At 39.9% G+C, this 13,378-nt stretch carries 10 protein-coding genes, 4 tRNA genes and 2 pseudogenes; 12 read left to right on the forward strand and 4 right to left on the reverse strand.

Features of this window, described 5'->3' with window-relative positions:
- Window positions 1–96: 96 nt before the first annotated feature.
- The gene (locus K1T76_RS08740) at window positions 97–1,356 is read right to left on the reverse strand and encodes a GGDEF domain-containing protein (protein WP_026438014.1); all 1,260 of its coding nucleotides are present in this window, start codon (window positions 1,354–1,356) and stop codon (window positions 97–99) included.
- A 194-nt stretch (window positions 1,357–1,550) separates the two neighbouring features.
- On the opposite strand from K1T76_RS08740, the gene pyrC reads away from it, so the two are divergent.
- From pyrC to K1T76_RS08790, 10 genes are all read left to right on the forward strand, one after another.
- Window positions 1,551–2,585, forward strand: coding sequence for a dihydroorotase (pyrC, locus tag K1T76_RS08745; protein ID WP_019836349.1), 1,035 nt, complete (start codon window positions 1,551–1,553; stop codon window positions 2,583–2,585).
- Window positions 2,570–3,232, forward strand: coding sequence for a ribonuclease T (gene rnt / locus K1T76_RS08750; protein WP_034606721.1), 663 nt, complete (start codon window positions 2,570–2,572; stop codon window positions 3,230–3,232). Before pyrC ends, rnt begins: the two co-directional genes overlap by 16 nt.
- A gap of 215 nt (window positions 3,233–3,447) precedes the next feature.
- Window positions 3,448–3,606, forward strand: coding sequence for a hypothetical protein (locus tag K1T76_RS08755; RefSeq protein ID WP_019836351.1), 159 nt, complete (start codon window positions 3,448–3,450; stop codon window positions 3,604–3,606).
- Window positions 3,607–3,755: 149 nt separating this feature from the next.
- Window positions 3,756–3,831: transfer RNA gene (locus tag K1T76_RS08760), tRNA-Glu, on the forward strand.
- A 110-nt stretch (window positions 3,832–3,941) separates the two neighbouring features.
- Window positions 3,942–5,357 carry an amino acid permease gene (locus tag K1T76_RS08765; protein WP_070152415.1) on the forward strand — a complete coding sequence of 472 codons (1,416 nt, stop codon included), beginning with the start codon at window positions 3,942–3,944 and terminating at the stop codon, window positions 5,355–5,357.
- A gap of 291 nt (window positions 5,358–5,648) precedes the next feature.
- Window positions 5,649–5,724: transfer RNA gene (locus K1T76_RS08770), tRNA-Glu, on the forward strand.
- Between the two features lie 24 nt (window positions 5,725–5,748).
- A tRNA-Glu gene (locus tag K1T76_RS08775) sits at window positions 5,749–5,824 on the forward strand.
- Window positions 5,825–5,869: 45 nt separating this feature from the next.
- Window positions 5,870–5,945 (forward strand) — tRNA-Glu (locus K1T76_RS08780).
- A gap of 113 nt (window positions 5,946–6,058) precedes the next feature.
- The gene (locus K1T76_RS08785; protein WP_004679438.1) at window positions 6,059–6,922 is read left to right on the forward strand and encodes an IS982 family transposase; all 864 of its coding nucleotides are present in this window, start codon (window positions 6,059–6,061) and stop codon (window positions 6,920–6,922) included.
- Between the two features lie 322 nt (window positions 6,923–7,244).
- Entirely contained in the window at window positions 7,245–8,666 is a 1,422-nt protein-coding gene (locus K1T76_RS08790) for an iron-containing redox enzyme family protein (RefSeq protein ID WP_019836353.1), read from the forward strand.
- A gap of 65 nt (window positions 8,667–8,731) precedes the next feature.
- Here the strand turns inward: K1T76_RS08790 and K1T76_RS08795 are convergent.
- Together K1T76_RS08795 and K1T76_RS08800 are read right to left on the reverse strand one after the other, a co-directional pair.
- A pseudogene (locus K1T76_RS08795) lies at window positions 8,732–9,091 on the reverse strand (NADH oxidase); the annotation flags it as partial.
- A 19-nt stretch (window positions 9,092–9,110) separates the two neighbouring features.
- Window positions 9,111–10,201 (reverse strand): IS4-like element ISAba1 family transposase gene (locus tag K1T76_RS08800; RefSeq protein WP_085940413.1). Its coding sequence is split into 2 segments (ribosomal slippage): window positions 9,111–9,661 and window positions 9,661–10,201, totalling 1,092 coding nucleotides; the frame shifts between segments, so codons are not numbered across the junction.
- Window positions 10,202–10,286: 85 nt separating this feature from the next.
- On the opposite strand from K1T76_RS08800, the gene K1T76_RS08805 reads away from it, so the two are divergent.
- Complete coding sequence (locus K1T76_RS08805; protein WP_000854009.1) at window positions 10,287–11,117, forward strand: OXA-134 family carbapenem-hydrolyzing class D beta-lactamase OXA-235; 831 nt, start codon at window positions 10,287–10,289, stop codon at window positions 11,115–11,117.
- A 133-nt stretch (window positions 11,118–11,250) separates the two neighbouring features.
- Window positions 11,251–12,341, forward strand: a protein-coding gene (locus K1T76_RS08810) for an IS4-like element ISAba1 family transposase (RefSeq protein WP_085940413.1) whose coding sequence is annotated in 2 segments (ribosomal slippage) — window positions 11,251–11,791 and window positions 11,791–12,341 — 1,092 coding nt in all. Because the reading frame shifts where the segments join, the coding sequence is not laid out codon by codon here.
- A 22-nt stretch (window positions 12,342–12,363) separates the two neighbouring features.
- On the opposite strand, the pseudogene K1T76_RS08815 reads toward K1T76_RS08810, so the two are convergent.
- A pseudogene (locus K1T76_RS08815) lies at window positions 12,364–13,252 on the reverse strand (NADH:flavin oxidoreductase/NADH oxidase family protein); the annotation flags it as partial.
- Window positions 13,253–13,378: the final 126 nt, after the last annotated feature.

Consider the following 13,378-nt stretch of genomic DNA (forward strand, 5'->3'; position numbering starts at 1 on the left):
TTTTTGAAATCGAAGCCGCTCAAATTGAGCGGCTTTTTTATATACGTTTAAACATGAAGACTAAAAAATTCATACTAAAAGCTGCGATAGAAAAACTTACAGGACCTCTTCCACCTGCACAGTGTGGTAATAAATTTGATTACGTCCCAACTGTTTTGCACGGTACAAGGCTTGGTCTGCACGTTGCAAGAAATCGCTTTTAAAAATTTCCGCCTCACCTTTATAAACAGTAAAACCTAAACTGATTGTGACATTACTGGAAACTAAAGATTGGCTATGGGGAATCGCCAAACGCTCAACTGCTTTAAAAATATTGGAAGCCACAGCATACGCACCATGTGCATCTGTTTCTGGCAATAACACCACAAATTCTTCGCCACCATAACGTGCGACAAAATCCATGTGACGAATCGAGTCTTTAATCGATTTGGCAATCGCTGAAATGACTTCATCTCCCTTTTGATGCCCATAATGATCGTTATATTTTTTAAAAAAATCGACATCGATAAAGAGTAAGGATAATGGCACTTCATCATGCCGTGCCTGTTCAAAATAGCTATCTAGCATTTCATCAAAGGTACGTCGGTTAGACACTTTGGTCAGCGCATCATGCTGACTTAAATGCAACAACTCTTCGGCATGGATACGATTAATTTTTTCACTAAGTCGAGCTTGGTGCATCACCAAAAAAATCATCCGCTCTCGGGTACACAGCATTTTGCTGATTAAAAAACCCATCACACTACTGCCAACCAACACCCGCCCCATCACCATCACATCTATTGGAATATGCAAGCTTAATAACATAATCATGGCAACCACCGCAGCCATTAGCCCTGTCAGCAGCATGTGAAACGGCTTCACCCCTGTCAGTACAAAGCCCATAATATAAATCATACTAATGATCATCACGGCTTGATATCTAAACACTTCGGTAAGCACTGTCATGGTCAGCCAAGTCATCGACACAATGGCCCAAAAAGTCAACGCCATGGCTGCATAAGGATAATATGAGCGTAAAATTTTATAATGGGCAAAAAAGAACAGGGTCAGTAAGCAAAATGCACCATTGACTAGGCCTAGTAAGGAATGGATAAAGTCGTGCTTAAAAAAATTTCGATCAATAATCCAGTAATCCCCAGTAATAATCATCACAGTGATAATAAAGTAGATGAGTACGCCCGACCAAAAATATTGGTTAATGTTATGCCGTGCTTGTTCAAGATGCTGTTTCCAAAACTCCACTTCGAGTTGTTTCGGAAAAACCTGACCCGCACGTTTACGTTGATGTTTAATCAACTCTTCATTTTTTTCTTTGTCGTACTGTAGCTTGGCTAACTTATATTTGTATTCCATGGATGCTTTAAATTCCATTTAATCACGATTGTTGCACAGCAAACCTGTAACAGCCTGAATATAATTTTAATGTTTCTAAAATAACACAATGTCTAAACTATTCATTCAGGCATTTCTATTTTTTATGGCTTTCGGCGTTATCATTTTAACATTTATAGATTATCATCTGTTTTATTTTTCAAACTGGCAGCGCCTTGAATACAATTACTCTTATCCAGCCAGATGACTGGCATGCTCATTTACGTGATGGTTTAGCACTACAACGTACTGTTCCTGATCTTGCCAAGCAATTTTCACGCGCAATTTGTATGCCTAACCTTGTTCCGCCAGTAAAAACGGTAGAAGAAGCAGAAGCGTATCGTGAACGCATCATGGCACATGTTCCTGAAGGTGTAAATTTTGATCCGCGTATGGTGTTGTATTTTACCGATCAAACCTCTCCTGAAGAAGTCAAGAAAATTAAAGCCTCGGCGCATGTAAATGCGATTAAACTTTACCCTGCTGGTGCCACCACCAATTCAGACAATGGGGTAAGCGACATTCGTAAAGTTTATGCGGTGATAGAGCAACTTGAAGAACAACAAGTGCCATTATTATTGCATGGTGAAGTCACGCATAATCATGTCGATATTTTTGACCGTGAAAAACGCTTCTTAGATGAAGTGCTTTCACCATTATTACAACAATTTCCAAATTTGAAATTGGTGCTTGAGCACATAACCACCTCTGAAGCAGCACAATTTGTTTTAGAACAAGGCCGGAATGTCGCTGCAACCATTACCCCACAACATTTATTATTTAACCGTAATGATATGTTGGTGGGTGGTGTGAAACCACATTTCTATTGTTTGCCTATTTTAAAACGTCAAACCCATCAGCAAACCTTATTGGAAGTCGCGACTAGCGGAAATCCTAAGTTTTTCTTAGGGACAGATAGCGCACCGCACTCAAAAAATGCCAAAGAAAATGCATGTGGCTGTGCAGGCTGCTATAGTGCACCTACGGCAATTGAGCTGTATGCACAAGCTTTTGATCAAGCTGGACGTATTGAGCGCTTAGAAGGCTTTGCAAGCTTGTTTGGTGCAGATTTCTATGGTTTGCCGCGTAATACCAACACCATTACCTTGGTAAAAGAAGAGCAAATCATTCCAACCAGTTTAGACTACTTGGATGGTGAACAAATTATTCCGTTATATGCGGGTAAAACCATTCAATGGAGAAAAGTGTGACAGATACAACTTTGCCCGTTATGGGGCAACGTTTTCGTGGTTTTTTGCCTGTGGTGGTCGATGTGGAAACCGCAGGCTTTAATGCCCAAACTGATGCTTTGTTAGAAATTGCAGCTATTCCAATTGTTTATGATGCGGAAGGCAAATTTGTACCAGGCGAAGCGTGTCATGCGCATATCAACCCGTTTGAAGGGGCAAATTTAGACCGCCGCTCTTTGGACTTTATTGGGATTGATCCTTTCAACCCTATGCGTATGGCCATGGCTGAAGATGAAAAAACTGCGTTAAAACGGATTTTCAAATCGGTCAATGAAGTGCGTCGCCAACAAAATTGCACCCATGCCATTTTAGTCGGTCACAATGCGCATTTCGATTTAGGCTTTGTGCAAGCAGCCATTGCCCGCACAGGTACGAAGAACCAAAACCCATTCCATAGCTTTTCAGTGTTTGATACAGTGACTTTAAGTGCGGTGATGTTTGGTCAAACAGTGCTGGCAAAATCATGTATTCAGGCAGGTATTGAGTTTGATGGCAAAGAAGCACATTCAGCTTTATACGATACGCAAAAAACTGCAGAGCTATTTTGTTTTATTCTGAATAAACTTGCACCGCACATGGTAGAGAACTTACTCAACCCAGATCAATAATACGCTTGGTACTCAAACATTGAGAGGTTTACAGGATGACAGACTGCGTTTGTCATCCTGTTTTCTTTTTAATGTTGTGATCTTAATTCATGTTTCTCAGCCTCAAGGTTGAGTATCGAAATGATTTTTACTTTGAATCAGCCTTTATGCATACAGTCTTTTAAGCTGACTTTGGTTATAATGGCAATATTCCAATTTGTGTAACTTATTCTGCTATGTTGAAAAAAATTGTATTGGTCTTGGTCATTCTCGCGCCTTCTGCGTTGTATCTTTATATTGTGAATCGTGAGCCTGCCCAACCTGAACCAAACCCTCAACCCGCAGCAACACAAACAACAACCACTGAAAAACAATATCAAACCCCTGATCATTAAAATGCTGCACAGCGTTCAAATTTGTGTTTGGTAATTTATTATTTTTAAAGATACATTTTTTTAAACAAATATCATAAAGCGCGGTATTTTTTAGGATTCAGGTTTGACACTGTCGCAAAAAATTCATAATATACGCCTCACCTCGTATCGTCCCTATCGTCTAGAGGCCTAGGACATCGCCCTTTCACGGCGGTAACCGGGGTTCGAATCCCCGTAGGGACGCCATATATCTTGCTATACGATCATTTCTAATCCAAATTTATTATTTCAAGATTGCAGATTTGTAGTTTTTCTCTACAATACTCCGCTTCATTCCATATTTTCTCCTAACACTTATGCCGTCATCGAATCATCAAAATGGTGCTGTGCATCAAGGTAATACTGAGCCTTTAAAACGTGCCATGAGCACTCGACATTTGGTCATGATTTCACTAGGCGGTGCCATTGGCACAGGTCTATTTTTAGGCTCAGGTGAAGTCATTGCACAAACAGGCCCCGTTGGCGCCATCATCGCTTATATTTTTGGTGGTTTAATTGCCTATATGGTGATGCTGTGTTTGGGTGAGCTTGCCGTACACATGCCTGTTTCAGGTTCGTTTGGCGCATACGCTAAACAATATATTGGGCCTGGCACGGGCTATACCATCACTTGGTTGTATTGGCTCACGTGGTCGGTTACTTTAGGCACAGAGTTTACCGCCGCCGCGTTGTTAATGCAGGAATGGTTCCCGCATATTTCCATGTGGATTTGGACACTGATTTTTGGTGGTGTCGTATTTAGTTTAAATATGATTTCCACACGGCTGTTTGCAGAATCTGAGTTTTGGCTGTCTTTGGTCAAGGTCGTGACTGTTATTGCCTTTATTGTTTTGGGTTTAATGGCAATTTTTGGGGTTGTATCCTATCAAGGTTATAGCTCGGCACCTTTATTTAGCAATTTAACTGCACAAGGCTGGTTTCCTGAAGGGCTATTCCCTATTTTTGCCACCATGTTGATTGTTAATTTCGCTTTTTCGGGTACGGAGTTAATTGGTGTTGCTGCAGGTGAAACCAAAAACCCTGCCAAAAACGTGCCTAAAGCAATCAATACTGCAATTTTCCGCCTGTTGATTTTCTTTGTAGGTACTATTGTGGTAATTAGTGCCTTATTACCACATCAGGCTGCAGGTTTGGCTGCAGAAGGGGTAAGCAGTAGCCCTTTTGTGACGGTATTTAATCAGATTGGCATTCCTTATGCTGAAGATATTATCCGTTTTGTGATTATCACAGCCTTGCTCTCTGCAGCGAACTCAGGCTTATTTGCAGCTTCACGAATGATGTGGTCGCTCTCACACCAAAAGCAATTGCCACAGATTTTTTCTAAGGTAAATGCGCGTGGTATTCCTTATATAGCAGTCATAGTCACCATGCTCGGAGCAATGCCAGGGTTATTGTCTGAGCAATTTGCGCCAGAAACCATCTTTAAAAACCTCTTAGGTGTGGCTGCATTTACAATGGTTGTGGTCTGGATGAGTATTTGTTTAAGCCAGTTTAACTTCCGTCGCCAATGGTATAAACAAGGCAAAACCGTACAGGATTTAGGTTTTGCTGCACCGCTATTTCCAATAGTGCCTATTTTAGGTTTTGTATTCTGTTTTATAACTTGCCTGAGTATGTTATTTGACCCTGAAATGCTGGCAGGTTTTATCGGCTGTATGATTTTTATTGTGTTGTGCTATGCCAGTTATTACATGATTTATCACAAAAAATGATAATGCTTTTTTAGCGAGAATGTAAAAACAATAGCGGGCAATCTTAGGATTGCCCTTTTTTCTGAGTTTTGTTAAGTAACAACAAATAGCGAAATACAAAGAGAATCACCCTGCTCCAATATAGGCATCTATTTAAACTATAGCTTAAAAACATCATTTTTAGCACTTCAAACATATTACGACAGCAGAATAGTTTTAATTTTATTCAGTTGATCATTTTTTTCAGAATTATTGCCGAAAAGCGTTTGACACCCCCCTTTATACGCCCTATTATACGCCCACCTCTGAAACGTCCCTATCGTCTAGAGGCCTAGGACATCGCCCTTTCACGGCGGTAACCGGGGTTCGAATCCCCGTAGGGACGCCAATTTCAGAAGTAATATTTTATTAAGTCCCTATCGTCTAGAGGCCTAGGACATCGCCCTTTCACGGCGGTAACCGGGGTTCGAATCCCCGTAGGGACGCCATTACTTTAGATCAAAAGTTCTGGTTTAAAATATCACTTCTACATTGTCCCTATCGTCTAGAGGCCTAGGACATCGCCCTTTCACGGCGGTAACCGGGGTTCGAATCCCCGTAGGGACGCCATATTCGAGATAGTTAATTAACCTGAGTTCGATATAAAAAAAGAGTAGAAAAAAAGCCCTGTTTTTGTAACATATTGGTTCTCAAGACAAAATGTTATAAAACAAGGCTTCTCAATGGATCATATTACCGAATTATTTTGTATTTTGGATGATTTCTGCAAAAAATTTAATGAATCTTTAGAGAAAGCTTTAATTTCTAATCAAAAAACCAGGTTGAAAAAGTCAGCTTTAAGCTTGTCTGAAGCAATGACCATTGTCATTTTATTTCATCAATCCGGTTTTAGATTCTTCAAATATTTTTATTGCCAAATGATCGTTCCATTCTGGAAATCTGCTTTTCCTAAACTGCTTAGCTACAACCGATTTATTGAAATCATGCCCCGTTGTTTGCAAGCTCTGAGTAGTTTCTTCCATCAGGTGAAAGGAAAAGATACGGGAATCAGTATCATTGACTCCACTAAATTGGTAGTTTGCCATAATCTTCGGATTAAAAGGCATCGTGTATTTAAAGGCTTGGCCGGTCGTGGAAAAAGTAGTACGGGTTGGTTTTATGGTTTTAAATTACATCTCGTTATCAATAATTTAGGTGAAATTATTAATCTCAAGCTGACATCGGGAAATGTTCATGATGTTGCTATATTAGAATCTTTAACTCAAGAATTAAAAGGGATCCTACTCGGAGACAAAGGCTATTTGAGCAAAGCAAAAGCCGAAGCTTTAGCAGCAAGAGGACTGAAAATATTGACCCCATCACGTCGGAATATGAAAAATAAACCCATCCAAACTGAAGAAGAAAAACAATTACTTTGCAGAAGAGGATTGATCGAAACAGTGAATGATCAATTAAAAAATTTACATCAACTTGAACATTCACGTCATCGTTCGGTAAATAACTTCATGGTGAATATCATGGCTGCTGTAGTGGCTTATTGTTTGAACCCCAATAAGCCAACTTTCCAAAATATGCTAAAAGGTTAAGTGGATTTCATCGAACTCAGGTTAATTAATAAACTTCTCATGAAAAAGCCCAAGCATGATGACTTGGGCTTTTTTATTGCTTGTTTTGTTGCTTGTTCCCTCATTCCTGTTTTTAACGTTTGATCAAATTTCTTTGATTGCAATTTTATTTGTTTAAAAATGGTTCATTCAAAAATCTTACTCTTTAACATTTCTCTTCAACTCGTTATCCATTCATATTCATTTACAGCAATCGCACTATAAATCCGAACAAAAAATCAACACCCGTGGTATGAGCATGCCGTTAAGGTAGAATGCATAATATATCTGCAGGGATCAGATTATGTTCGTCATTACAAAGTTAAGTTCGCCTGAATCATCTATTAAAAACCATAATCATCAATTTAATAACTTTAAAGATTGGATCAACTTCTTTCAAGATCAACAGATTTCGACGGCAGTAAAGACCGAACAGGCTGAGAACTATTTAAGAGATTTAATCCAGCAGGTTGATGTGGCTGGGTTGGAATGGCTGGATCAACCCAGACATGTAGAGCAACATTTTCTGGAACAGCACCACCAAACCTGCGCAATTTTCCAGTCTTATGTAGAGCGGCGTAAAAAGCAGCAAGGACGTGAGTATTTCCCGACTGTGTCACATGCATTTGAGTTTATTGCCAAAGTTTCACCTGTAAAACTGGTAGACGGCTCATGGCTTTATTCAACTGTGCAAAACTGGAATCGGCCGGAAACCAAAGATCTGATTTATATCTATCTGGAAGAACTGGGCATGGGTCATACTCGTGCCAATCATGTCACCATGTATCGGGACTTGCTGAATCATTATGAGCTGAATAGCTATGCCGAGCAGCTGGATGCCAGTTATTATGAACAAGCAGCCGTTCAACTGGCATTGGCCTATGCACCACCTGAATATTTGCCGTTAGTCATTGGTTTTAATCTGGGTTATGAACAGCTGCCCTTACATCTGTTAATTACCAATTATGAGTTATCTGAACTCGGTATTGATCCACATTATTTCAATGTGCACATTACCATTGATAATGCTCACAACGGTCATGCACAAAAATCGCTGCAAGCATATTTTGATCATTATGCACTCGCTGAAGATCCTGCCCAGTATCTAGACCTGATTAAAAAAGGTTATGTGCTGAATGACATTGGTAAAAGTTCTACCCAGATCATCAAGCAGCTGGATACTGAAAAACTGGCTTTGAAAGTGTTCCAGAACAAAGCGCTGATTGGACAATATATCCATAACCAGAAATGCCAGTTTAATGGCAAGACCATTAATGAGTGGTTATCCGATCCGGCACAGATTGCAGACTTCTTGAAAGTCATGATTGAAAAAGGCTGGATTGTAAAAGATGCACCTGTAGAACAAAGCCGGTTCTGGAAAATGATTGATGATCCAGATGGCAAAATGTTTGGTGTATTTAATGCGACTGAAAAACAGATTATTAAAGACTGGATTCAAGGTGAGACTTTTGCCGCTCGTCTGTCATCACGTAGCAGATCTCAAGTTCATAACCAGATGGAACCGGTATTGAACCGTATTGACCAGCAACAGATTCATCAGTTGAAAAGCCGTCTGAATCGCTGTGCCGCTGCCGAACAAAAGATTGATTTATTGATTCCTTATGTAGCACCGTATATGCATCATCAGGAAGTAGGCTTGTGGGCAACGCGTCAGCTTTCCCAGCTGCTCTTCCCTTTTCAGACTCAAGCCATGACTTATTCTTAGAAAGATCACTCATAAAAAACAGGGCATTGTATATGCCCTGTTTTTGCTTCAATACATTATGCACATTAGGCCGATTTACGTGAATTGATCTGACCTTTAATCACAGCTTTCACATTGCCTTTTACGTAATTTAAAAATACCTTTAAAGGCGACAGTTTTGGATTTGGTCGATTACCTTTGGCAATTTCCTTAAATTGCGCGGCATACCAGATGATTTCCATAATCGCCATTTTATCGATCATTGGAATACCGGTTTTAATTTTCTCCACTGCATAACGTACATCCTGTCCTGCAACCAGACGGTTACCCAGATCAGGCTCGACCGCAAATGGACGTGCAATACCGACAAAATCACATGCGCTACTATCTAGGGCTGCATTCATACCTGCTGCGGTACGGAAGCCACCCGTCACCATCAAATGACAACTCTGTACACGACAAATTTCACAGAACCCTTATCCTATCAGGGTTCTGCCTTCTTAAAATTGCCAAAATTTCCTTAAACTCTTCTTTTTTCCCAAAACCAATTAAACGCTGAATCGCCATTTGAACATAGTCTAAACCATAGCGAAATAAACTCATTGAGAGTCGTCCATGCTTCTTTATTTTTATCGCTTTTTTTTGATCATGTTGCCATTCACCCGTTAAGTAACACCAACAGAAGCTTATAGCTAACACCGCAATCAATTTTTTCACTCGTCTAGGGTCTGTCAAGCGCGTATTTTCAAGATTAAACCCGCGTCCTTTGAGACAACTGAATAAGGTTTCAATTTCCCAGCGTAATGCATAATCCTGAATAGCATTGGCATTAAACTGAGGAGAAACGACGAGTAAAAGCTCTCCATTTTCTAACTGTAGTGCACTTATATATAGTTTCACCCGACCAACCAAAATCCGTCGTTTACGACATTCAATTTGACCAACTTTAAGATGGCGAAATAAATCACTAATTTTATGATTCTTTCCTAAATGATTGGTGACAATGAAGTTTTTTTAACACGAATGCAGAAGTTGATGTCTTGTTCAATTAACCATGTAAACCACTGCTCACCGATAAACTCTCTGTCTGCGAACACATTCACAATACGGTCTTTACCAAAAATGGCTATAAAGCGTTGAATCAAAGCAATACGCTCTTTCGTATCTGAATTTCCACGTTTATTAAGCAATGTCCAAAGGATAGGTATCGCTATTCCACGATAAACGATTGCGAGCATCAGGATATTAATATTTCGTTTTCCCCATTTCCAATTGGTTCTATCTAAAGTCAGTTGCACTTGGTCGAATGAAAACATATTGAAAATCAACTGAGAAATTTGACGATAATCAAAATACTGACCTGCAAAGAAGCGCTGCATACGTCGATAAAATGATTGTGGTAAGCACTTGATGGGCAAGGCTTTAGATGCAGAAGAAAGATTACATGTTTGCTTTAAAATAATCACAAGCATGATGAGCGCAAAGCACTTTAAATGTGACTTGTTCCATTTTAGATATTTGTTTAAGATAAGATATAACTCATTGAGATGTGTCATAGTATTCGTCGTTAGAAAACAATTATTATGACATTATTTCAATGAGTTATCTATTTTTGTCGTGTACAGAGAATATCCTGAACTTATGAAAACTCTTATTTTGTTGCCTTTACTTAGTTGCTTGAGCCTGACAGCCTGTAGCTTGCCTGTTTCAAATTCGTCCTCTCAAATCACTTCAACTCAATCTATTCAAACCATTGCCAAATTATTTGATCAGGCACAAAGCTCTGGCGTTTTAGTAATTCAACGGGGCCCACATCTACAGGTCTATGGCAATGATTTGAGTCGTGCACATACCGAATATATTCCTGCTTCAACCTTTAAAATACTCAATGCCCTGATTGGCCTGCAACATGGTAAAGCCACGACCAATGAAATCTTTAAATGGGATGGCAAGAAGCGCAGTTTTGCAGCCTGGGAAAAAGACATGACTCTCGGCCAAGCCATGCAAGCTTCTGCTGTACCCGTCTATCAGGAACTGGCACGTCGCATTGGTCTGGAACTAATGCAACAGGAAGTGCAACGCATTCGATTTGGTAATCAGCAGATTGGTCAGCATATCGACAACTTCTGGTTAGTCGGACCTTTGAAAATCACCCCGGAACAAGAAGTCGAATTTGCCTCTGCGCTTGCTCAAGAGCAACTTGCCTTTGATCCTCAAGTCCAGCAACAAGTCAAAGCCATGTTACTGTTACAGGAGCGACAAGATTATCGACTATATGCCAAATCTGGTTGGGGTATGGATGTGGAGCCGCAAGTCGGCTGGCTCACCGGCTGGATCGAAACACCTCAGGACGAAATCGTGGCATTTTCACTGAATATGCAGATGCAAAGTAATATGGATCCGGCGATCCGTCTTAAAATTTTGCAGCAGGCCTTGGCCGAATTAGCGCTTTATCCGAAAGCTGAAGGGTAACGTAAATAGGCATGGGAAAAACGCCAAATTTAAGCTATATTTTTAAGAATAAACATTTAAATCTCTGTACACGACAAAAATAGATAACTCATTGAAATAATGTCATAATAATTGTTTTCTAACGACGAATACTATGACACATCTCAATGAGTTATATCTTATCTTAAACAAATATCTAAAATGGAACAAGTCACATTTAAAGTGCTTTGCGCTCATCATGCTTGTGATTATTTTAAAGCAAACATGTAATCTTTCTTCTGCATCTAAAGCCTTGCCCATCAAGTGCTTACCACAATCATTTTATCGACGTATGCAGCGCTTCTTTGCAGGTCAGTATTTTGATTATCGTCAAATTTCTCAGTTGATTTTCAATATGTTTTCATTCGACCAAGTGCAACTGACTTTAGATAGAACCAATTGGAAATGGGGAAAACGAAATATTAATATCCTGATGCTCGCAATCGTTTATCGTGGAATAGCGATACCTATCCTTTGGACATTGCTTAATAAACGTGGAAATTCAGATACGAAAGAGCGTATTGCTTTGATTCAACGCTTTATAGCCATTTTTGGTAAAGACCGTATTGTGAATGTGTTCGCAGACAGAGAGTTTATCGGTGAGCAGTGGTTTACATGGTTAATTGAACAAGACATCAACTTCTGCATTCGTGTTAAAAAAACTTCATTGTCACCAATCATTTAGGAAAGAATCATAAAATTAGTGATTTATTTCGCCATCTTAAAGTTGGTCAAATTGAATGTCGTAAACGACGGATTTTGGTTGGTCGGGTGAAACTATATATAAGTGCACTACAGTTAGAAAATGGAGAGCTTTTACTCGTCGTTTCTCCTCAGTTTAATGCCAATGCTATTCAGGATTATGCATTACGCTGGGAAATTGAAACCTTATTCAGTTGTCTCAAAGGACGCGGGTTTAATCTTGAAAATACGCGCTTGACAGACCCTAGACGAGTGAAAAAATTGATTGCGGTGTTAGCTATAAGCTTCTGTTGGTGTTACTTAACGGGTGAATGGCAACATGATCAAAAAAAAGCGATAAAAATAAAGAAGCATGGACGACTCTCAATGAGTTTATTTCGCTATGGTTTAGACTATGTTCAAATGGCGATTCAGCGTTTAATTGGTTTTGGGAAAAAAGAAGAGTTTAAGGAAATTTTGGCAATTTTAAGAAGGCAGAACCCTGATAGGATAAGGGTTCTGTGAAATTTGTCGTGTACAGAGAAATGACAATTAACTTCCTGACGGATCTTTTCGGCAAAGTCAAGGAAATAGGCTTCGCGGGCAACTGTTGATGCTTTACGTTTCTCTGCTTTTACCCCGGCCATTGCTGGTGCTTCATAGGTTCCACCAGAAACTTCAATAATATCGATCCCGGCTGCATCCATCGCCTTAAAAACATAAATAACGTCTTCCTCACTAATGCCACCGCGCTGGAAGTCTGCCGAATTTAATTTTACTGAAATAATAAAATTCTCTGAAGTTGCTGCACGCACCGCCTTATAGGCTTCTAGCAAAAATCGGCTGCGGTTTTCAATACTGCCACCCCACTGATCTTGACGTTTATTGGTCAGTGGAGATAAAAACTGGCTAATCAGATAGCCATGTGCACCATGTAGCTGTACGCCTTCAAATCCCGCCTTTTCACAAATGGCAGCTGAAGTCGCAAAGCGCTGGATAATATCTAAAATTTCATCTTCACGCAGTTCACGTGGCGTACCGAAACTCATCGCCAATGCTGGACTAAAAGGTACAGCTGAAGGTGCTACTGTTTCTTTATTCAAGCCTTTAGGGCACTGACGCCCCGGATGAGATAACTGTACCAGTTGTATCATGCCATGACGTTTTCCGACATTCGCCCACGCCTTTAACTTTTCCAAATCACGTTCAGTTTCTACCACAACTACACCGGGTTCATTCTTGGCACGAAAGTCCACCATAACATTACCCGTTATCGCACAGCCTAAACCGCCTTTGGCCCAAGCCTCATACAACTTTAAATGGGCTTGATTAGGTTGGCCTGCATCATTCGCCAACGCCTCACTCATGGCACCTTTAATAATGCGATTTTTAAACATGCTATTACGAATCTGAATTGTTTTGGCAAGATGGCTCATACACTGTTCCGTATTGTATTTTATTGATCTTTTTACTCTAAAGATTTTTCAGAACAGGTCAATGCCATTTTGACAAATCTTATTGTCAATAATGGTAACCCATACCTATAAGCCCCAATAGTTGTT

It is taken from the genome of Acinetobacter sp. PW68 (assembly GCF_020982655.1).
GTDB classification, from domain to species: Bacteria; Pseudomonadota; Gammaproteobacteria; order Pseudomonadales; family Moraxellaceae; genus Acinetobacter; species Acinetobacter towneri_A.